Consider the following 20,881-nt stretch of genomic DNA (forward strand, 5'->3'; position numbering starts at 1 on the left):
GGTGTGCTCTGGCGGCTTATTTCAGTTCATAGAGCCCGACGTAGGTGGTCGAATCCACCTCGTTCAGATGCGTCATGAAGCGCGCCACCGCGTTCGTCGTTTCCGGCGTGACGGGCAGTTGCGCCGCCTTGAGCGCATGCACGCGGAAGATGTAGCGATGGGGTTTGTCGCCGCGCGGGGGCGCTGCGCCGCCGAAGCCGACCGTGCCGTAGTCGTTGCGCACCTGCACCGCGCCCTGCGGCAGCAGGCTGCCGTCGGCCTTGCCTGCATTGCGGGCGAGCGAGCGCACGTCGGGCGAAATGTTCACCACGACCCAGTGCCAGAAGCCGCTGCCCGTGGGCGCATCCGGATCGTAGACGGTGAGCGCGAAGCTTTGCGTGTCGGCGGGTGGATCGTCCCACTGCAGCGCGGGCGAGACGTTGTCGCCGTCGACACCGAAGGCCCGGTCGTCGAACTCCTGCGCCTTCGGCATGAAACCGTTGCTGGGAAAGTCATCGGACCAAAGTCGGAAATCAGCCATCGGGTGTCTCCTTCGCTTGGGGTCGTGGGACGGTCGCGCCAACACGTGTGACGCGTGAAGGTGGGTGCGCAGCCGCTCGATCGAGTTTATCACTGCGGGCTCTGCAGGCAGCGCCAGCTTCGCAGCGTGAGATGCGCGGCGCATCGGCTTGCGGTCACGCTTCGCGTGATGCCTGGCGAGGGCGCGTTACGAGCGCGCCTCGAACCAGGCCGACGACTCGTCTTCGAGCCACGCGGCCAGCCGCTCGACGACCGCCTGCGGATCGTGCTGCGCGCCACGCAACGCGCATTCCCAGATCACCGCCACGCGCCAGCCCTGGGCGGCGAGCGCGGCGAGCGCCCTGGCGTCGTTCAGACGGTTGCGCGCGATCTTCTCGCGCCAGAACTCGGGGCGCGTTTGCGGCCACTTGAAGAGGGCGCAGTTGTGGCCGTGCCAGAAGCAGCCGTGCACGAACACGACGGCGCGCCGGCGCGGCAGCACGATGTCGGGCCGGCCCGGAAGCTCGCGCACGTTCAGGCGAAAGCGGAAGCCGCGCCGGTGCAGCAGACTGCGGATCAGCTTCTCGGGCTTCGTGTTGCGTCCGCGGATGCCGGACATCATCCGGCTGCGGGTCGCGGTATCGACGACGTCGACCATCGTCTGTCGCCTCGCTTCGGTTGGCCGCGGCGCGCGCGGGTCAGCGGCCTCCCGCCGTGGCCGTGGCCGTCGCCGCGTTGCGTGCGGTGCGCGACGTGCGTGCCGTACGCGTGGTGCGCGTTGTGTGCGCAACCTCGGGAACCGTCGGCGCGTCTGCACGCGGTGCTGCGTGCTGTCTGGACAGCAGCGCATCGAGGTGCGGCATCATCGTGCGCGCGACTTCGCGCATCACCGGCATCACCACGCTGTTGCCGAACTGGCGGTACGCCTGGGTGTCGCTCACCGGAATGCGGAAGGTGTCGGGCAGGCCCATCAGCCGCGCGCACTCGCGTGGCGTGAGGCGGCGCGGGCGCAATCCTTCGCCTTGATAGACGAGGATCTCCGAGCCGTCCTTGTGGTAGCGCGCAGAAAGCGTGCGCGTGACGCTGTCGGCAAACGCGAGGCCGTAGCCGAAGCCGTTGCCGGCCGCGCGATGCTTTTCGGCGTATTGCTGCAGATAGGCCCAGAGCCCCGGCGTGAGCGTGTACTTCGGCTGCACGCGGCGCGCGCCGTGATCGAAGAAGCGCTCGCCGTCCCACGGCAGCAGCGGCTCGCAGCCGTCGGTGCGGTGCAGGATCGAGGCGAGCCGCGGGCCTTCTTCCGGCAGCGCGAGCGCGTCCCACGAGAACGCCGCCGGCTCGCGAAAACCGACGATGATGATGCGTTCGCGATGCTGCGGCGTGAAATGGCTGCCGTCTATCACGCGGTAGTGCACATCGTAGCCGAGTTCGTCGCGCAGCACCTGGAGGATCACGTCGAACGTGCGGCCGCGGTCGTGCGAGACCAGGTTCTTCACGTTCTCGAGCAGGAATGCGGCGGGCCGCTTCTCGGCGATGATGCGCGCGACGTCGAAGAACAACGTGCCCTGCGTGGTGCAGGCAAAGCCGTGCGGACGGCCAAGCGCATTCTTCTTGCTCACGCCCGCGATCGAGAATGGCTGGCACGGAAAGCCCGCGAGCAGGACGTCGTGATCGGGCACGTCGGCGGCCTCCACGGCCGTAATGTCGCCGATGAACGGATGATCTTCGCCGTAGTTTTCCAGATAGGTTTTGCGCGAGAACGGGTTCCACTCGCTCGTGAAAACGCATTCGCCGCCGTGTGCCTCGAACCCCTTGCGGATGCCGCCGATGCCGGCGAACAGGTCGATGAAGCGAAAGCGCGCCGTCGCGCCATGGGCGTGAGCGCCGCCTTGCAGCAGCTCGCGCAGTGCGGCTTCGAGCATCGCGGGGCAGGGCGTCTCGCCCTTTTCCCAGCGCCGCACGGTCTTCACGTCGCGGCCGACGTGCGTGGCGATCTGCTGTTGCGTGAAACGCTTGCGTGCCTGCTGGAGCAGGTCTCTCGGTTCGGCCGTGAGCACGGAGTCCTCGTTAGGGTATTTTTGCGGACATTATGACCGATGGTCGACCCGCGGCACCAGGAATTCCCGAGGTGCGTGCGCAGACGAGCGCCGCGCGGGCGAATGCCTGCACGCGCGAGCGTCGAATTCAGGGGAGTCAGGAGTGTTGCGGGCCGGCGTTTGCCTGCTTCGCCAGAGGCGCGGAGGCCGAGGCGACGTTCAGCTCGTGCAGGTCGAGGATCAGCAGCAGGCTGTCGATTTCACACAGCTGCCCCTTGTTCACGTGACCGGTGTCGAGCAGACGGTGCAGGCGCTGGCGCCAGTAGAGCGCGGGGAGAATCGGCCCGCCGAAGTCGCCGGCGAGTGACAGCGGCATCACGCGACGAATGTGCGCGATATCCTGATCGATGAGGGTCGACATCATATGACCGGCGGGGAGGGGACGCGTGGAGTCCATAAAGGCCTTTACGGCACTATTTTTCCCTACTTTAGGGGTATTTAACTCGGTATTTACCCCTAATAGCCGGTCGGATTCCGTTTATTCGGCCGCGGGCGGCGTCGCGCCTTGCACTTGCGCCGCGCTTTCGAAGAAACGCCGCGTCGCTTCGAACGAGTTCAGCATCTGCTCGGGCCAGGGCGTCTGCAGCATCACGGCCTGGTGGTTTTCGAACGCCGCGCCCAGCTGGCGGGCGAGTTCGGGCGAATTGAGGTGGCGCAGCAGCACGCTCACGGCAATGGCGGTGGCCTGGCTGGCTCCTGCCGTCTGCAGTTCGGAGGCGGTGAGGGCGGCGACTTGCTTGTTGATGTCCATGGAAAACCTGCTCGGGAAAGAGGGTGCGCGAGTGCGCGATAGAGACGGGACGGGGATCTGCGAACCGGTTGCGGACTTCGCGGCCCGGCCTGCGCGGCCCGGCGTGGTGGCCGGGCGGCTGGTCCCCCTGGCAGGAATCGAACCTGCATCTAGCGCTTAGGAGGCACTTGTTCTATCCATTGAACTACAGGGAGCGCGAGGTCGAGCATGGCTCCGTTCGATCGCCATGTTTCCCAAGTGACCCGTCATGGCGCGGAGCGGCGTGCGAAGCAGTTCGGCCTTGCGGGTCCGAGCGATATCGCGGCGCAGGGCCAAGAGTATAGCAAACGCGTTCGGGCGCGAAAATGACGCCTCAGCGGCTTTGGCAGAGTCGTCGCAATCAGAACTCGACGACGGCGAATTCCGCCTTGCCCACGTCGCACAGCGGGCAGCGCCAGTCGTCGGGAATCTCCGCAAAGCGCGTGCCGGCGGCGATGCCTTCGTCGGGCAGGCCTTCTTCCTCGTTGTAGATCCAGCCGCAGATCAGGCAGACCCAGCTCTTGTACTCGATTACTTCGCTCACAGCGTGTCCTTCGTTTAGTCGATTCGATGCGCGGCTCGTCATGCGGCCCTTTATCTATAAGGCGGGCGGCGCGGGCGACCCGCGATGTTACCGGAAAACGGCTCGCGTGCCGCCGCGTTAAAGGGAAGCTAAACGCGGAGGCCCGGCCTGCGCGGCCCGACCTCCGCGGCCCGACCTCCGCGGCCCGACCTCCGCGGCCCGGTACAATGCCCCCTTCAGGTCCACCGCACGCATCGCTTTCCATCCATGTCGCTTTACACCATCACAGGCGCGCAACTGGCGTTCGGCCACGTCGCGCTGCTCGACCATGCGGACTTTTCGCTCGAAGCCGGCGAGCGCGTCGGGCTGATCGGCCGCAACGGCGCGGGCAAGTCGTCGCTGCTCACGATCGTCGCCGACCTCGCCAGGCCCGACGACGGCCTCGTCACGCGCCAGCAGGAGCTTTCGACCGTCTACGTGCCGCAGGAGCCCGACTTCGACGCCGACGCCACGGTGTTCGACACCGTCGCCTCGGGACTTGCCGACGTGCGCGCGCTGCTCGACGAATACGACACGGTCGCGCACCAGCTCGCGGACACGCCCGAAGGTGCCGAACACGACGCGCTGCTCGCGCGCATGAACACGCTGCAATCGTCGCTCGATCACGCCGACGCATGGAGCTGGCGCACGCGCGTTTCCACGACGCTCGCGCAGATCGGCCTCGAAGGCGACGCCCGCGTGGGCGCGCTCTCGGGCGGCATGCAAAAGCGCGTGGCGCTTGCGCGCGCGCTCGTCGTGCAGCCCGATATCCTGCTGCTCGACGAACCGACCAACCACCTCGACTTCGACGGCATCCGCTGGCTGGAAGAACTGCTCGTGGCGCAGCGTTCGAGCCTGCTCTTCATCACCCACGACCGCGCGTTTCTCGACCGCGTGGCCACACGCATCGTCGAACTCGATCGCGGCAAGCTGCTCTCGTATCCGGGCAACTTCTCGCAGTATCAGGAGCGCAAGGCGCAGCAGCTCGAAGTCGAGCGCGTGGAGAACGAGAAGTTCGACAAGCTGCTCGCGCAGGAAGAAGTGTGGATCCGCAAGGGCGTGGAAGCGCGGCGCACGCGCAGCGTGGGGCGCATCGCGCGCCTCGTGCAGATGCGCAACGACCGCGCCGAGCGCCGCAACGTCCAGGGCAACGTGAAGCTCGACGTCGCGCAGGGCGAGAAGTCCGGCAAGATCGTCGCCGAACTCACGGACGTGACCAAGCGCTATGGCGGCCGCACGATCGTCGACAACTTCTCGTCGACGGTCATGCGCGGCGACAAGATCGGTTTCGTCGGTCCGAACGGCGCGGGCAAGACCACGCTGCTGAAGCTGATTCTCGGCGAGCTGAAGCCCGACGAAGGCACGGTGCGCGTGGGCACCAACCTGCAGGTCGCGTACTTCGACCAGATGCGCGCGCAGCTCGACATGGAAAAGAGCCTCGCCGATACCATCAGCCCCGGCAGCGACTGGGTCGAGATCAACGGCGCGAAGAAGCACGTGATGAGCTATCTCGGCGACTTCCTGTTCGCACCCGAGCGGGCGCGCTCGCCCGTGAAATCGCTTTCGGGCGGCGAGCGTAACCGCCTGCTGCTCGCGCGTCTGTTCGCGCGGCCCGCGAACGTGCTGGTGCTCGACGAACCGACCAACGACCTCGACATCCCGACGCTCGAACTGCTCGAAGAGTTGCTCACCGACTACGACGGCACCGTGCTGCTCGTCTCGCACGACCGCGCGTTCCTCGACAACGTGGTGACTTCGGTGATCGCGTCCGAGGGCGAAGGGCGCTGGCGCGAATACGTGGGCGGCTTCACGGACTGGCAGACGCAGAGTACGCGTGCGCAAGAGATTGCCGAGGCGCGCGCGCCGAAAGAAGCGGCGCCTGCGGCTGCCGCTCCCAAGGAGAGCGCGGCGGGCCGCAATGCGCAGCGCACTGTGAAGCTTTCGTTCAAGGAGCAGCGCGAGCTGGAGGAACTGCCCAAGCGCATCGAGGCGCTGGAGACGGAGCAGAAGACGATCGGCGCGAAGATCGAGGACGGGTCGATCTTCGCGAAGGACGCGGCCGAAGGCACGCGGCTCACCGAGCGCTATGCGGCGATCGACGAGGAGTTGCTCGTCGCGCTGGAGCGGTGGGAAGAGCTCGAGAGCAAGCGCAAGTGATGCGAGAGAAAGCGGCCTGATGAAGGCCGCTTTTTTACGAGCGCTTCAGCCGCGAAAGCTCGCGTTCCAGCTCGGGCAAATACGATTGCACGGTGCTCCAGACAATGTCGATGTCTACGACAAAGTACCCGTGCATCACCTGGTTGCGCATGCCGTACATGGCCTCCCACGGTATTTCTGGATGCGCGGCAGCAAAGTCTGGATCGTGACGCGTGATATTACGCGCGGCTTCGCCAATGATCGTGATGTTACGTACGACGGCATCGACAGCCATCGGTGTCGCCTCGAAGCTTTCACGTGAAAGTGGCGCGGTGTAGCTGCGAATCCGTTCGATCGCGTCAAGAATATGCTGCAGGTAATCCGGCGTCCGCAGATCTTTTTTTCTCATATCGGCACCGATTCGGCGACTACGCGAGCGCGGAACGTCTCGGGCAGCGCTTTTGGCGTGAGTACGTCCACTCGTACGCCCAGGAGTGCTTCGAGCCGCAACTGGATTTGCGCAAGATCGAACAGCGAAGTCTCCGGCGTCGGATCGACGAGCAGATCGAGATCGCTGTCCTCGTCGTCCTCTTCGCGCGCCGACGAGCCGAACACGCGCGCATTCGTCGCGTGATGGCTTGCGACGATCGCGCGGATCTCGGCGCGGTGCGCGCGCAGCGCTTCGGATGGTCTCATGGCAGTTCCACACTCCCAAACAGAGCAACAGGCCCGATGAAATCGCGTCGGCACTGCCCGTGCCGCCGCGGCTCATTCTACGCGACTCCCGCATCCGTTCGACCCTTCGCCGAACGGCCAACCCCCAAGCAAATTGCCGTGCGAGCCCAAATCAGTACAATACCTCGCGAATTCGAACAACTGCGCGAACCACCGCGCCGCCGCGAGCGCACCTGCCACCGCGGCGCGCAGCCGGTTCACCCCGTTGTTTCGTATCGGTTTTTTTGAACGCTCAACGCGTTTTCCCCGCAGATGTCCACAGGACCTGTGGACAAGCGCGCGGACAACCCCCTGTGGATCACCATGTCAACGAAGAAGTCCAACGCTGGAAACACTGGCTATAGCGAAGCGTCGATCAAGGTGCTCAAGGGCCTCGAGCCCGTCCGGCAGCGGCCGGGCATGTATACGCGCACCGAGAATCCGCTGCACATCATCCAGGAAGTTATCGACAACGCCTCGGACGAAGCGCTCGGCGGCTACGGCCGTCGCATCACCGTGACGCTGCACGCCGACCATTCCGTCTCCGTCGAGGACGACGGCCGCGGCATTCCGTTCGGCCTGCACCCCGACGAGAAGGTGCCCGTCGTCGAGATCGTCTTCACCCGCCTGCACGCGGGCGGCAAGTTCGACAAGGCCGCCGGCGGCGCCTATACGTTCTCGGGCGGCCTGCACGGCGTGGGCGTTTCGGTCACCAATGCGCTTTCCACGCGCCTCGACGTGACCGTCTGGCGCGACGGCAAGGTCGCCGAAATCGGCTTCTCGGACGGCAACGTCACGAGGCAGCTCACCACGCGCAACGCCGCGCGCGACGACAAGAAGAGCGGCACGCGCGTGACCGCGTGGGCCGATCCGAAGTATTTCGACTCGCCCAATCTGCCGCTCGGCGAACTGCAGCGTCTGCTGCGCTCGAAGGCCGTGCTGCTGCCGGGCGTCGAGGTCGAACTCGTCATCGAGAAGACCGGCGAGCGCCAGAGCTGGAAGTATGAAGACGGCCTGCGCGGCTATCTGCTCGAAGGCATGGGCGGCGCCGACCTGCTGATCCCGCTGTTCGAAGGCGAGCGCTACGCCGACGCGCGCACCACCGACGACACCTTCGCCGAAGGCGAGGGCGCCGCCTGGGTCGTGGCGTGGAGCGAGGAAGGCTCGCTCACGCGCGAGTCGTACGTGAACCTGATCCCGACGCCCGCGGGCGGCACGCACGAAAGCGGCCTGCGCGACGGTCTGTTCCAGGCCGTAAAGAGCTTCGTCGAACTGCACAATCTTCAGCCGAAAGGCGTGAAGCTGCTGCCCGAAGACGTCTTTGCGCGCGTCTCGTTCGTGCTCTCGGCCAAGGTGCTCGACCCGCAGTTCCAGGGGCAGATCAAGGAGCGCCTGAACAGCCGCGACGCCGTCAAGCTCGTTTCGTCGTTCTCGCGTCCGGCATTGGAGCTGTGGCTCAACCAGCACGTCGAGCACGGCAAGAAGCTCGCCGATCTCGTCATCAAGCAGGCGCAGGCGCGCACGCGCGCGGGCCAGAAGGTCGAGAAGCGCAAGAGCTCGGGCGTGGCCGTGCTGCCTGGCAAGCTCACCGACTGCGAATCGACCGATATCGCGCGCAACGAACTCTTCCTCGTGGAGGGCGACTCGGCCGGCGGCTCTGCCAAGATGGGGCGCGACAAGGAGTACCAGGCCATCCTGCCGCTGCGCGGCAAGGTGCTCAACACGTGGGAGACCGAGCGCGACCGGCTCTTTGCGAACAACGAGGTGCACGACATTTCGGTGGCGATCGGCGTCGATCCGCACAGCCCCGACGAGACGGTCGATCTGTCGAATCTGCGCTACGGCAAGATCTGCATTCTGTCCGACGCCGACGTCGACGGCTCGCACATCCAGGTGCTGCTGCTCACGCTCTTCTTCAAGCATTTCCCGCAGCTCATCGAGCGTGGCCACGTGTGCGTGGCGCGCCCGCCGCTGTTCCGCGTCGATGCACCCGCGCGCGGCAAGAAGCCCGCGCAGAAGCTCTATGCGCTCGACGAAGGCGAACTCGAGGCGATCCTCGACAAGCTGCGCAAGGACGGCGTGCGCGACACGCAATGGACCATCAGCCGCTTCAAGGGTCTGGGCGAAATGAGCGCCGAGCAGCTCTGGGACACGACGATGAACCCCGACACGCGGCGCCTCTCGCCCATCGCGCTCGGCGACCTCGACTACGAGTCCACGGTCGCGCGCATGACGATGCTCATGGGCAAGGGCGAAGCGGCCTCGCGCCGTTCGTGGCTCGAAGAGAAGGGCAACGAAGTCGAAGCGGATATCTGATACGCGCAGGCGCACACACGATTACGGACTGATTGAAACATGGACGATCTCTTTGCTGAAGTGACGGACGCCCCGAACGGCGACACGCTCACGCTCGGCCACTACGCGGAACGCGCCTACCTCGACTACGCGGTGAGCGTGGTGAAGGGCCGCGCGCTGCCCGATGTCTGCGACGGCCAGAAGCCGGTGCAGCGGCGCATTCTCTTCGCGATGAACGAAATGGGCCTGGGCGACAACGCCAAGCCCGTGAAGTCGGCGCGCGTGGTGGGCGACGTGCTCGGCAAGTACCACCCGCACGGCGACCAGTCGGCCTACGACGCGCTCGTGCGTCTCGCCCAGGACTTCTCGATGCGCTACCCGCTCATCGACGGCCAGGGCAATTTCGGCTCGCGCGACGGCGACGGCGCGGCGGCCATGCGCTACACCGAAGCGCGCCTGACGCCTATCGCCAAGCTGCTGCTCGACGAAATCGACATGGGCACCGTCGATTTCATGCCGAACTACGACGGCTCGTTCCAGGAGCCGAAGACGCTGCCCGCGCGTCTGCCCATGCTGCTGCTCAACGGCGCGTCGGGCATCGCGGTGGGTCTCGCCACCGAAATTCCGTCGCATAACCTGCGCGAAGTGGCGTCGGCGGCGGTGGCGATGATTCGCAACCCGAAGCTTTCGCATGCGGAAATCATGGAGAAACTGCCGGGGCCCGATTTCCCGGGCGGCGGCCAGATCATTTCGAGCGACGCGGAAATTGCGGCGGCATACGAGTCGGGCCGCGGCAGCCTCAAGGTGCGCGCGCGCTGGAAGATCGAGGACCTCGCGCGCGGCCAGTGGCAACTCGTGGTGACCGAGCTGCCGCCGAACACGTCGGGCCAGAAGGTGCTCGAAGAGATCGAGGAACTGACGAACCCGAAGCTCAAGCTCGGCAAGAAGACGCTCACGCCCGAGCAGTTGCAGAGCAAGCAGACCATGCTCGCGCTGCTCGACGCCGTGCGCGACGAGTCGGGCAAGGACGCGCCCGTGCGCCTCGTGTTCGAGCCGAAGACGAGCCGCATCGACCAGGCAGAGTTCGTGAATTCGCTGCTCGCGAACACGAGTCTCGAATCGAACGCGTCGCTGAATCTCGTGATGATCGGCGCCGATGGCCGTCCGCGCCAGAAGGGCATCAGCGAGATTCTCGGCGAGTGGATTGGCTTCCGCTTCGCTACGGTCACGCGCCGCACGCAGCATCGCCTGACGAAGGTCGACGACCGCATCCATATCCTCGAAGGGCGGATGATCGTCTTCCTCAATATCGACGAGGTGATCCGCATCATCCGCGAGTCGGACGAGCCCAAGAGCGCGCTGATGAGCGCATTCGGGCTTTCCGAGCGCCAGGCCGAGGACATTCTCGAAATCCGTCTGCGTCAGTTGGCGCGGCTCGAGAAGATCAAGATCGAGAAGGAACTCGCGGAACTGCGCGAAGAGAAGGCGAAGCTCGAAGAACTGCTCGCGAACGATGCGTCGATGAAGCGCCTCATCGTGAAGGAAATCGAATCCGACGCGAAGCAGTACGGCGACGATCGCCGCACGCTCATTCAGCAGGAAAAGCGGGCGAGCTTCGAAGCGCGCGTGGTGGACGAGCCGGTCACGGTGGTCGTCTCGCAGAAGGGCTGGGTGCGTGCGCTCAAGGGCCACGGGCTCGATACGCAAGGCTTCACGTTCAAGGCCGGCGATGGCCTCTACGCGGCGTTCCAGTGCCGCACGCCCGACACGCTCATCGCGTGGGGCAGCAACGGCCGCGTCTATTCGGTGTCGATTGCGAATCTGCCCGGCGGCCGCGGTGACGGCGTGCCGGTCACGTCGCTCATCGAACTCGAAGCGGGCACGCATCTGCTGCATTACTTCGCGGCGAACGCGGAACAGCCATTGCTGCTGGCGTCGAGCAACGGCTTCGGCTTCATCGCGAAGATCGGCGACATGGTGAGCCGCGTGAAGGCGGGCAAGGCGTTCATGACGATCGACGAGGGCTGCGTGCCGCTCGCGCCGATGCCGATGCTGCCCAATGCGCTGCAGGTGGCGTGTCTGTCGTCGAGCGGCCGTTTGCTGGTGTTCGGCCTCGACGAGATGAAGACGCTCTCGGGCGGCGGGCGTGGTGTCACGCTCATGCAGCTCGACGACAACGAGAAGCTCGTGCAGGCGCTGGCGATCAGCGCGGCGGGCGTCGTGCTCGTGGGCACGGGCCGCGGCGGCAAGGCGGCTGAGGACCTGATGGCGGGCGCGGTGCTGTCGCCCCAGATCGGCAAGCGCGCACGCAAGGGCCGCGCGCCTGACTCGAAGCTCAAGGTCGTGACGGGCATGCGTCCGGTGTTGCCGCAGTAAAACAGCGGGGCTCTGCATGGGGCGGGAGCGCTCTGCGTGGGACCGGAGTAAGCGCTAAAACGCTAACTCCGGTCGACACATATCCGGCGCGAATTGCGGCGCGGCATGGAATAATGCCGCGCAAAGGCATGGGACGGGAGTGCGTTGCACTCACTCCCGTCGACATGCCGCCGATAATGACACGTTACGAGGGAAATCAAGCATGGGCCACGCGATCGCAGTCGCGCTCTTTCTGCATCTGCTGGGCGTCGCCGTCTGGGTGGGCGGCATGGTCTTCGCGCACTTCTGTCTGCGCCCGGCGCTCGAGGACCTCTCGCCGCAGCTGCGCCTGCCGCTCATCGAATCGGTGTTCGGCCGCTTCTTCAACTGGGTGGGCGTCTCGGTCATCGTGATCCTGCTGACCGGCGGCTTCCTGCTCATGCAGTTCGGCGGCGAGCACGCCACCTGGCAACTGCATGCGATGGCGGGCATGGGTGTGCTGATGATGCTGATCTTCGGCCACATCCGCTTCGCCGTGTTTCCGCGCATCCGCCGCGCCGTGCAGGCGCAGAAGTGGCCCGACGGCGCGCGCGCCGTGGGCACCGTGCGCCGGCTCGTCGTCATCAATCTCGTGCTCGGTATCGTGACGATCGGCGTTGCCGTGCTCGCGCGCGGGTTCTAATCGTTTCTCCTGCAACGTTCGCGGTCTGCGCTTGACGCACTACAGGCGCTCCGCGAGCGCATGACGCTGCATGCAGCGCTCCATCGCGTCGAAGAACGCTTCTTCGGCCGCATTGCGCTTGCGTTCGCGATGCCACAGCAAGTGGATATCGACGTCCACGAGCCCTTCCTCCGGCGGCAGCCGCCACAGGCGCTGCCGCGCCAGATCGTCCCGCACCGTATGCTCGGGCAGGCAGCCAATGCCGTAGCCCGCAAAGATCAGCCGCCGCACCTCGTCCAGACTCGGTGACGACGCCACGATCCGCCCCGTGAAGCCGCGCTGGTCGCGAAACACCGTGAGCGGCGACAGGCTGTCGCCAATCTGATCGCTCGTGAAGGAGACGAAGTTCTCCGCGAGCAGGTCGTCCATCGTCAGCTGGGAAAGCCCGAAGAGCCGGTGATGCCGGCCGCAGAACATCGCGTAGCGCTGGCGCAGGAAGCAGCGCATGTCCAGCTTGTCGATGGGGGTGCGGCACAGGCTCAGGCCCGCGGTCGCTGTTTTCTGCAGCAGCGACGAGATGATGTCCGACGAGCGCATCACTTCGATCTGCAAGTCGATGCGCGGGTAGGCCGTGTGGAATTCCGCAAGAAATTCGTCGTACACGCGCGACTCGATGCGGCTCACCGTGAGCAGGCGGATCGAGCCGGTGATGTCGGCGGTGCGCTCGTCGAGGCCGGTTTCGAGCTGGGAAATCGTGCCGTAGATGTCGCTCGCGATGCGATAGACCTCTTCGCCCGCCTCCGTCGGCACGAACTGCGCGCCCCGGCGCTCGATGAGCTTGCGGCCGAGCGCGTCTTCGAGGCGCTTGAGCGCCTGGCTCACGGCCGGCTGCGTGACATAGAGCCGGGCGGCGGCGCGGCTCACGCTGCGCTCCTGCATGATCGCGAGGTAGGTGCGCAGCAGGTTCCAGTCGAGACGGTCGTTGAGAAAGCGGGTGGTGTCGGCGCGCATGGACGGTCTTCCGGCGCACGGGTGCGCCAAGGGTATTAGTAAAATTTATGCACGGAATAATAACGCGAAATTTGACTAATGATTTGTGGCTGGCGATAAAGCGTGCATGCAACACAAACGCATCCCAAACGCGCCTGAAGCCTGAAGGAGACCAACGCATGGCCAACCCACAACCCAGCACCCGGCAACCGGTGCGCGCCGCCGCCGCGGCGTTCATCGGCACGATGATCGAGTGGTACGACTTCTACATCTACGCCACGGCCGCCGCGCTCGTGTTCGGCGAGCTGTATTTCCCTTCTGAGGACCGCTTCGTGAGCACGATGGCGTCGTTTGCGACCTTCGCCGTCGGGTTCTTCGCGCGTCCGCTTGGCGGCCTGATCTTCGGCCATCTCGGCGACCGCATCGGCCGCAAGAAGGCGCTCATGACCACGCTGATGATGATGGGCGTCGCGACGGTTTGCGTCGGCTTGTTGCCTTCGTATGCGAGCGTGGGAATGCTCGCGCCGGTGCTGCTGGTGCTGCTGCGCGTGGTGCAGGGCATCGCCGTGGGCGGCGAGTGGGGCGGCGCGGTGCTGATGGCGGGCGAGCATGCGCCCGAAGGCCGCCGCACGTTCTTCGCCTCGTTCGCGCAACTGGGCTCGCCGGCCGGCCTGATTCTTTCGCTGCTCGCGTTCCGCTCGGTCACGTCGCTCGACAAGGCCGATTTTCTCTCGTGGGGCTGGCGTCTGCCGTTCCTCGTTTCGGCGGTGCTGCTCGTGGTCGGCATCATGATCCGGCTCGGCGTGAACGAGTCGCCCGAGTTCGAGAAGCTCAAGGACCAGCGCCGCACGCTCAAGCTGCCCGTCGCCGAAGTGTTCCGCTCGGCGTGGGGCCTCGTGCTGCTGTGCATCGGCGCGAATACCATCGGCATTGCGGGCGTGTACTTCACCAACACGTTCATGATCGCCTACACCACGCAGTACGTCGGCATCACGCGCTCGCTGATTCTCGACTGCCTGTTCGCGGTCGCGATCATCCAGTTCCTCGTGCAGCCGCTCGCCGCGTGGCTCGCCGAACGCATGGGCGGCGCGCGCTTCCTCAAGTGCGCGGCGCTCGCGGCGATGCTCTCGCCGTATCCGATGTTCGTGCTCGTGCAAACCGGCAAGGTCGTGCCGATGGTGATCGGCATCGCGATCGCCGTGGTCTGCATGGCGAGTTTCTATTCGGTGATCGCAGGCTTCGTTTCCGGCGTGTTCCCCACGCGCGTGCGCTACTCCGCGATTTCGCTCTCCTACCAGGTGTGCGGCGCGATCGCGGGCGGCCTCACGCCGCTCGTCGGCACGTGGCTCGCGCACCGCTATGTGGGGCAGTGGTGGCCGCTCGCCGTGTTCTATACGTGCCTCGCGGGCGTCTCGCTGCTGTGCATCGTCGCGCTCGACGCGCGCCGCCACCAGCATGCGCTTGACGAGGCGCCCGCCGAGGCGCTGAGCACGCGCTGATGTTGTTCAGGTGTTCGAATAGTTCGACTGAAATGGATGGACCGATGAAAGACCTTTTGCAGATCGACGGCCCGCGCCTGTGGGCGAGCCTCATGGAGATGGCGCGCATCGGCGCGACGGCGGGCGGCGGCGTGCGCCGCCTTGCGCTCACCGAAGAAGACCGGCGCGGGCGCGAGCTGTTCGCGCGCTGGTGCCGCGAGGCGGGCATGACGGTGTGGACCGACGAAGTGGGCAACCTGTTCGCGCGCCGCGAAGGCGACGATGCGCAGGCGGCGCCGGTGCTGATGGGCAGCCACCTCGACACGCAGCCCGAAGGCGGCCGCTTCGACGGCGTCTACGGCGTGCTCGCGGCGCTCGAAGTCGTGCGCGCGCTCAACGACGCGGGCGCACGCACCGTGAAACCCATCGAGATTTGCTCGTGGACCAACGAGGAGGGCGCGCGCTTCACGCCGGCGATGCTGGGCTCGGCGGTGTTCGCGGGCGCGATGACGCTGGCGGACGCACTCGCGCGCACGGACGCCGACGGCGTGACGCTCGGCGCCGCGCTCGACGCCTGTGGCGCGCGCGGCCCGCGTGCCGTGCAAGGCGTGGCCGTCGACGCGTACTTCGAAGCCCATATCGAGCAGGGCCCGATTCTGGAGGCGAACAAGACGACCATCGGCATCGTGACGGGCGGCCAGGCGATCCGCTGGTTCGACGTGAACGTAACGGGCGTGGCTGCGCACGCGGGCACGACGCCAATGCGCTACCGCAAGGATGCGTGGTTCGGCGCGGCGCAGATGTCGCTCGAGATCGAACGCACCATGGCGCGCTACGCACCGCTCGGTCTGGTGACGATCGGCCAGGCGCAGATCGCGAACGCGTCGCGCAACACGATCGCGGCGAACCTGACGTTCACCGTCGATCTGCGCCATCCCGACGATGCGCAACTCGACGCGATGGAGCGCGACTTGCGCAAGCTATGCGCGGACGTGGCCGCACAGCGCGGCCTCGGCGTGCAGATCGCGCATTGCTGGACTAGCCCCGCCACGCCGTTCGACGCGCAGTGTGTCGAACTGGTCGCGCAGGCAACGGCGCGCTTCGGTTATCCACACGAGCGTATCGTGAGCGGTGCGGGCCACGACGCGATCCACCTCGCGCGCTACTGTCCGACCGCGATGGTGTTCATTCCCTGCGTGGACGGCCTCTCGCACAACGAAGCCGAGGACGCCTTGCCGGAAGACGTCACCGCCGGCGCGAACGTGCTGCTCAATGCCGTCGCGGCGCGCGCAGGCGTGCGCTTGATTGTTGCCGCCGACGCGCAAAAGAAATAGAAGGAGAACTGAACATGAAGACCTGGTTTCACCCCGATCAGCTGCTGCACCATCCGCGCGCCTATTTCTCGCGCGGCCAGTTGCGTGAGGCGCAGGAAGTGCCGCAGCGCGCCGGGCATCTGGTTGCCGCGGCGCGCTCGCTCGGCTTCGACGTGCAGGCGCCCGCCGACTTCGGCACCGCGCCCATCGCCGCCGTGCACGAGATGAACTATCTGCGCTTTCTCGAGGAAGCGCACACCGAATGGAAGCGTGTGCCCGAAGATTGGGGCGAAGAGGTGATGTCGAACATCTACGTGCGCGAGCCGAATCCGCTGCGCGGCGTGCTCGCGCAGGCGGCGCGCTATCTCGCGGACGGCAGTTGCCCCATCGGTGCGAACACCTGGCGCGCGGCCTACTGGTCGGCGCAAAGCGCGCTGGCGGCCGCCGCGTGCGTGAACGAAGGCGCGCGCGAGTCGTACGCGCTCTCGCGTCCGCCCGGCCATCATGCGCGCGCGGACGCGGCAGGCGGTTTCTGCTATCTCAACAACGCGGCCATCGCGGCGCAGTCGCTGCGCAGCCGCTTCGCGCGCGTGGCGATCCTCGACACCGACATGCACCACGGCCAGGGCGTCCAGGAGATTTTCTACGGCCGCAGCGACGTGCTCTACGTCTCGATCCACGGCGATCCGACCAACTTTTATCCCGTGGTGGCGGGCTACGAGGACGAGCGCGGCAACGGTGCGGGCGAGGGCTACAACGTCAATCTGCCGATGCCGCATGGCGCATCGGAAGCCGACTTCTTCGAGCGCGTGGAAGCGGCGCTGCGCGTGCTCAGGCGCTTCGAGCCGGACGCGCTCGTGCTGGCGCTCGGCTTCGACATCTACAAGGACGATCCGCAGTCGAAAGTCGCCGTAACGACCGAAGGTTTCGGCCGGCTCGGCACGGCGATCGGTGGGCTCGGTCTGCCTTCGGTGATCGTGCAGGAAGGCGGCTATCACCTCGACAGCCTCGAAGACAACGCGCGCGCGTTCTTCGGCGGTTTTACGTCAGCGCGCTGATCCGTGCGTGAACGCGCGCTTCAGGCCAGCAGCAGCCAAGCCCCGCACGCGAGTCCTACCGTCGCGTAGACCGCGTAGGCGGGGAGCTTGAGCTTGCCGAAGCACATCGCCGAGAAGACGGCCGTCAGCAGATAAGACAGGTGCAGCGGCACGTGCCGCGCGATGTGCCAGACGGCGATCGCGAGGAACGCGGTGGTCGCGGCGCGCAGCACGCGCATGGCGTGCTCGAAGCGCGGGTTCGCCTTCATGCGGTGAAGGTGCCGCCGCGCGAGCACGACGAGGCAGCCCGACGGCACGAACAGCGCGAGCGTGGCGACGAGCGCGCCCACCCAGCCATCGACGAGATAGCCGAAGAAGGGCACCACGTTCAGGAGCGGCCCCGGCGAAAGCGGCGAGAGCGTGAACGCCAGCGTGAAGTCGTCGTTGGTGATGCCGACCGCGGGCGTGACGAACAGCGTTTTCAACACGGGCAGCGCCGAAAAGCCGCCGCCGAACAGCGTCATGCCCGCACCCGCGAGACGCGGCCAGAGCAGCGCAGAGTCGAGCGCATGCGGCAGCGGCAGCGCGAACACGACGATCAATGCGGCCAGCGCGGCGAGCAACTGCACGTCGCGCCGCGTCACGCGCAACTCGAGTCGCTGCGAACGCACCGGGCTCGCGAGCCAGCCCGCGGCAAACGCAACGAGCAGAATCGCCACGTAGGCCGCGCCGCTCGCCGCGAGCGCGAGAGCGGCGCAGGCCGCGAGCGCCACGCCCCATTCGAGCGGGCCGCGCACGAGCGCACGCGTTTGCCGATACCAGGTCACGCCGATCAGCATCGCGAGCACCACGCTGAAATGGTCGAGCAGCGTGCGCGAGGCGACCGCATGCACGAGCGGCGTGCGGTAGAAAATGGCGAACAGCGTCATCAGCGCGAAGAAGGGCAGCACGCTCGCCACGCCCGCGACCCAGGCGCCCGCGCGTCCGCGCAGCGCATGGCCGAGTTGCACCGCGACGTTGCAGCCCACCGGCCCCGGCACCATCCAGGCGAGTGCGACCAGATCCGAGAACGCGGTTTGCGTGAGACGCGCTTCGCGCTCGACGTAGTGCTGCTCGAGTTGCGCCATGAGCGCGAGGCCGCCCCATGAGACCGCGGAGACGGTCAGCACGACGCGAAAGAGCGTGAGAAGCGGTTCGTGGTGGTCGCGGATTGGCGCCGCGATCGCTTCGTCGGTGCGGATTTGCATGGCTGCATCATGCGTGCGAAAGTCCGTGCGGGTCTGTGCGCGAAGGCACGCGGTTCGCGCAACTCACTGGAAAACGCGTGGCTAATGCGCAACTCGCGCGATAGCGAGGCGTCAGCGCGATTGCGGCGCGTCGCTCAGGCGCTCGTTGCGGCGATCTTCGCGTGCGGCTTGCGTGCCCGCCGGCTGCGTCGCGCTGCACACGCCGAAGCGCTCGATCAGCGCGGCCACGCCTTCCACGGGCACGGGGCGCGAGAACAGGAAGCCCTGCGCCTCGATCGGGCCGAGCGCGGAGAGCCACGCGATCTGCTCCTCGGTTTCGGTGCCCTCGACGACCACCGTGAGCCCGAGCGAGCGCGCGAGATTGACGATCGCCGAGACCATCACGCACACGCTGCGGTCCGCGGGGATGGCCTGCACGAACGAGCGGTCGACCTTGAGCGTGTCGACGGCGAAGCGGTTCAGGTAGGAGAGCGACGAATAACCGGTGCCGAAGTCGTCGAGCGCGACGCGCACGCCAAGGCGCTTGAGCGCGAAGATCTTCTCCGATACCAGCTCCGGGTACTCCATCATCGCGGTTTCGGTGATCTCGAGTTCGAGCCGGTGCGCGGCAATGCCGGTTTCCTCGATGGCGCGCGCCACGGTCTCGTACAGGTCGCCGCGCCAGAACTGCACCGCCGAGATGTTGATGGCGAGCGTGAGCGACTCGTAGCCCTGCTGCTGCCACTGCGCGAGCTGCGCGCACGCGGTGCGGATCACGAAGTCGCCTACCGGCACGATGAGGCCCGTGGATTCGGCCACGGGAATGAATTCGCCCGCGGGAATCAGCCCGTATTGCGGATGGTTCCAGCGCACGAGCGCCTCGAAGCCCGTGATGCAGCGCCGGCGCAGATCGATCTTCGGCTGATAGGCGAGAAAGAGCTGGTCCTCGGCGAGCGCCACGCGCAGCTGCTGCTCCCACTTCATCAGGTGGTCGGCGCGGTGGGCGAGCTGCGGCGAGTAGAAGCGAAAGCAGTTGCGTCCGGCCTCCTTCGCGGCGTACATCGCGAGATCGGCCTTCTTGAGCAGATCGATTTCGCTTTCGTGCGCGACCGCGAAGAGCGCGATGCCCGTGCTCGCGTGCAGTACGAAGGCGCTGCCGCGCACGTCGAACGGATGTGTGAACGCGGCGTTGGTGGCTTCGGCGAGCGCGATGGCGCGCTTTTCGATGTCGTCGCCCTTCACGATCACGACGAACTCGTCGCCGCCGATGCGCGCGAGCGTGCCCGCGCCGCCCACGGCGTCGGCGAGGCGCGCGGCGCTCATCTGCAACACGATGTCGCCGGCGTTGTGGCCGAGCGTGTCGTTGACCGTCTTGAAGTTGTCGAGGTCGATGAAGAGGATGGCGAGCCGCCCGAGGTTGCCCGGCTGCGAGACTTCATGGCGCAGACGCTGCAGCGTCGCGTAGCGGTTGGGCAGGCCCGTGAGGAGGTCGTACTGCACGAGCTGCGACATCTCGCGCTCGCGCCCGAGCAGCTTGCCGATCAGTCCCGTGGCGACGGCGAAGAACGAGAGCATGGCGAGCGAGATGAACGTCGCCATCATCAGGTAGACGTCGCGCGTGTGGTTGTAGTCGGCGAATTCCTCGGCCTGCGAGAGACCGACCAGCACGGCGAGCGGATAGCCATCGATATGGCGGTACGAGACGATGCGCGTGACGTGATCGATCGGGTCGGCGTAGGTGCCCGACACATGCTCGGAAATGGGATACACGCCGCTCGCGGAGAACGTGCCGTTCGCGCGCTCGGCGCTGCCCGTGCGGCGCGCGAGCACGGCGCCGCTGTCCGAGATCACGGCGATCACGCCGTCGCGGCCGATCGCGGCGTTGTTGTAGAAGTCGCTCGTGAAGTAGCTCGGGTCCTCAGAAACCACGACGACGCCCGCGAACGAGCCGTCCGGATGATTGAGGCGGCGCGTCATCTGCAGGGTCCAGTGGCCGGACACGCGGCCGAGCACCGGCTTGCTGATATAGAGCTGGTCGTCGTTCTCGTGCTCGTGCACCTTGAAGTGCTCGCGGTCCGAGAGGTCGATGGGCTTGGGATTCGGGTCGGCCGTGTTGGCGACGAGCGTGCCGTGCTCGTCGATGATCGACACCTGCACGAGCGAGTCGCTCTGCACCACACCCTTCTCGACCGTGCTGCCGAGATCGAAGCGGCCCGGCGACTTTTCGAACTCGTACTTCACGAAGCGCGTGATCTGGTCGACCTGGTGGATCGCCTTGACGGTGTGCTGTTCGAGCGCCGCCGAGAGGATCGCCGCCGAGGCCGTGGCCTCGCGCATGGTCGCTTCCTTCTCGACCGACAGACGCGTGAAGATGACCGCCCACAGCAGCACGAGCACCAGCACGCCGAGCAGCGGAATGGCGAGCAGCGCGCGCGGACGCGTGTAGGCCGGGCCAGGCGCGTTGCGCAGGCTCGAATCGCGCGAGAACGGACCCCGCGTGGTGCTCATCGCGGCCGCCGTAGGCGCGGGAGCTCACACCGCGGATGCGGCGGCCGGAACGGCAAGGATGCGCTCGGTTGAGTCGGCGGCATGAATAGCGGATGGCTGGGGGAATACGTGCATTGCGCGCGCGCAATGCACGCCGGACGCGTCGTGCGTCCGATATTTCGATATTACTGGTTGGGGAATGATTAAGGAAGCTGTGGTCCCCCGGGTATACGCGAGGGTCGCCTCAACGCGCGTGCAATGCCCATG

General features: G+C 66.4%; 18 protein-coding genes and 1 tRNA gene. 7 read left to right on the forward strand and 12 right to left on the reverse strand.

What is annotated here, in order from left to right:
- Positions 1–16: 16 nt before the first annotated feature.
- The 7 genes from AB4Y42_RS27845 to AB4Y42_RS27875 all read right to left on the reverse strand — a co-directional run bounded on the left by AB4Y42_RS27845 (position 17) and on the right by AB4Y42_RS27875 (position 3,904).
- Entirely contained in the window at positions 17–520 is a 504-nt protein-coding gene (locus AB4Y42_RS27845) for a YbhB/YbcL family Raf kinase inhibitor-like protein (RefSeq protein ID WP_368690962.1), read from the reverse strand.
- 186 nt (positions 521–706) lie between these two features.
- Positions 707–1,156 (reverse strand): very short patch repair endonuclease, encoded by a 450-nt coding sequence (locus tag AB4Y42_RS27850; RefSeq protein WP_028205780.1) that lies wholly within the window; start codon positions 1,154–1,156, stop codon positions 707–709.
- A 40-nt stretch (positions 1,157–1,196) separates the two neighbouring features.
- Entirely contained in the window at positions 1,197–2,552 is a 1,356-nt protein-coding gene (gene dcm, locus AB4Y42_RS27855; RefSeq protein WP_368695948.1) for a DNA (cytosine-5-)-methyltransferase, read from the reverse strand.
- A 136-nt stretch (positions 2,553–2,688) separates the two neighbouring features.
- The gene (locus tag AB4Y42_RS27860) at positions 2,689–2,952 is read right to left on the reverse strand and encodes a hypothetical protein (protein ID WP_368690992.1); all 264 of its coding nucleotides are present in this window, start codon (positions 2,950–2,952) and stop codon (positions 2,689–2,691) included.
- A 117-nt stretch (positions 2,953–3,069) separates the two neighbouring features.
- Positions 3,070–3,342, reverse strand: a complete 273-nt coding sequence (locus tag AB4Y42_RS27865) for a hypothetical protein (RefSeq protein WP_069265389.1) — start codon at positions 3,340–3,342, stop codon at positions 3,070–3,072.
- Positions 3,343–3,461: 119 nt separating this feature from the next.
- Positions 3,462–3,536: transfer RNA gene (locus tag AB4Y42_RS27870), tRNA-Arg, on the reverse strand.
- A gap of 185 nt (positions 3,537–3,721) precedes the next feature.
- Complete coding sequence (locus AB4Y42_RS27875; RefSeq protein WP_069265388.1) at positions 3,722–3,904, reverse strand: rubredoxin; 183 nt, start codon at positions 3,902–3,904, stop codon at positions 3,722–3,724.
- 246 nt (positions 3,905–4,150) lie between these two features.
- On the opposite strand from AB4Y42_RS27875, the gene AB4Y42_RS27880 reads away from it, so the two are divergent.
- Positions 4,151–6,079, forward strand: a complete 1,929-nt coding sequence (locus AB4Y42_RS27880; RefSeq protein WP_368690908.1) for an ATP-binding cassette domain-containing protein — start codon at positions 4,151–4,153, stop codon at positions 6,077–6,079.
- Positions 6,080–6,113: 34 nt separating this feature from the next.
- On the opposite strand, the gene AB4Y42_RS27885 is transcribed toward AB4Y42_RS27880, so the two are convergent.
- Complete coding sequence (locus tag AB4Y42_RS27885; RefSeq protein ID WP_368695949.1) at positions 6,114–6,467, reverse strand: DUF86 domain-containing protein; 354 nt, start codon at positions 6,465–6,467, stop codon at positions 6,114–6,116.
- Positions 6,464–6,754, reverse strand: a complete 291-nt coding sequence (locus AB4Y42_RS27890; RefSeq protein WP_368695950.1) for a nucleotidyltransferase family protein — start codon at positions 6,752–6,754, stop codon at positions 6,464–6,466. The genes AB4Y42_RS27885 and AB4Y42_RS27890 overlap by 4 nt, the downstream gene beginning before the upstream one ends.
- Before the next feature lie 342 nt (positions 6,755–7,096).
- Between AB4Y42_RS27890 and AB4Y42_RS27895 the strand changes: the two genes are divergently transcribed.
- The 3 genes from AB4Y42_RS27895 (at position 7,097) to AB4Y42_RS27905 (ending at position 12,104) form a co-directional block, all read left to right on the forward strand.
- A complete protein-coding gene (locus AB4Y42_RS27895) occupies positions 7,097–9,088 on the forward strand; it encodes a DNA topoisomerase IV subunit B (RefSeq protein ID WP_368690907.1) in 1,992 nt (663 codons plus the stop codon).
- Between the two features lie 39 nt (positions 9,089–9,127).
- Complete coding sequence (parC, locus tag AB4Y42_RS27900) at positions 9,128–11,443, forward strand: DNA topoisomerase IV subunit A (RefSeq protein WP_368690906.1); 2,316 nt, start codon at positions 9,128–9,130, stop codon at positions 11,441–11,443.
- Between the two features lie 202 nt (positions 11,444–11,645).
- A complete protein-coding gene (locus AB4Y42_RS27905; RefSeq protein WP_368695951.1) occupies positions 11,646–12,104 on the forward strand; it encodes a CopD family protein in 459 nt (152 codons plus the stop codon).
- Positions 12,105–12,143: 39 nt separating this feature from the next.
- Here the strand turns inward: AB4Y42_RS27905 and AB4Y42_RS27910 are convergent, their stop codons facing one another.
- The gene (locus AB4Y42_RS27910; protein ID WP_368695952.1) at positions 12,144–13,094 is read right to left on the reverse strand and encodes a LysR family transcriptional regulator; all 951 of its coding nucleotides are present in this window, start codon (positions 13,092–13,094) and stop codon (positions 12,144–12,146) included.
- A gap of 158 nt (positions 13,095–13,252) precedes the next feature.
- On the opposite strand from AB4Y42_RS27910, the gene AB4Y42_RS27915 reads away from it, so the two are divergent.
- Genes AB4Y42_RS27915 through AB4Y42_RS27925 form a run of 3 tightly spaced genes read left to right on the forward strand, consistent with a single transcriptional unit; the run spans position 13,253 to position 16,922 of the window.
- A complete protein-coding gene (locus tag AB4Y42_RS27915) occupies positions 13,253–14,572 on the forward strand; it encodes an MFS transporter (RefSeq protein ID WP_368690903.1) in 1,320 nt (439 codons plus the stop codon).
- Positions 14,573–14,616: 44 nt separating this feature from the next.
- Complete coding sequence (locus AB4Y42_RS27920; RefSeq protein WP_368695953.1) at positions 14,617–15,885, forward strand: Zn-dependent hydrolase; 1,269 nt, start codon at positions 14,617–14,619, stop codon at positions 15,883–15,885.
- A 14-nt stretch (positions 15,886–15,899) separates the two neighbouring features.
- On the forward strand, positions 15,900–16,922 hold the full coding sequence (locus tag AB4Y42_RS27925; protein ID WP_368695954.1) for a histone deacetylase family protein: 1,023 nt from the start codon (positions 15,900–15,902) through the stop codon (positions 16,920–16,922).
- Between the two features lie 20 nt (positions 16,923–16,942).
- Here the strand turns inward: AB4Y42_RS27925 and AB4Y42_RS27930 are convergent, their stop codons facing one another.
- Both AB4Y42_RS27930 and AB4Y42_RS27935 read right to left on the reverse strand, forming a co-directional pair.
- Positions 16,943–18,148 carry a chromate transporter gene (locus tag AB4Y42_RS27930; protein WP_368695955.1) on the reverse strand — a complete coding sequence of 402 codons (1,206 nt, stop codon included), beginning with the start codon at positions 18,146–18,148 and terminating at the stop codon, positions 16,943–16,945.
- A gap of 111 nt (positions 18,149–18,259) precedes the next feature.
- Complete coding sequence (locus AB4Y42_RS27935; protein WP_368695956.1) at positions 18,260–20,635, reverse strand: EAL domain-containing protein; 2,376 nt, start codon at positions 20,633–20,635, stop codon at positions 18,260–18,262.
- Positions 20,636–20,881 lie beyond the last annotated feature (246 nt).

It is taken from the genome of Paraburkholderia sp. EG286B, from assembly GCF_040965655.1.
In the GTDB taxonomy this organism is placed as follows: domain Bacteria; phylum Pseudomonadota; class Gammaproteobacteria; order Burkholderiales; family Burkholderiaceae; genus Paraburkholderia.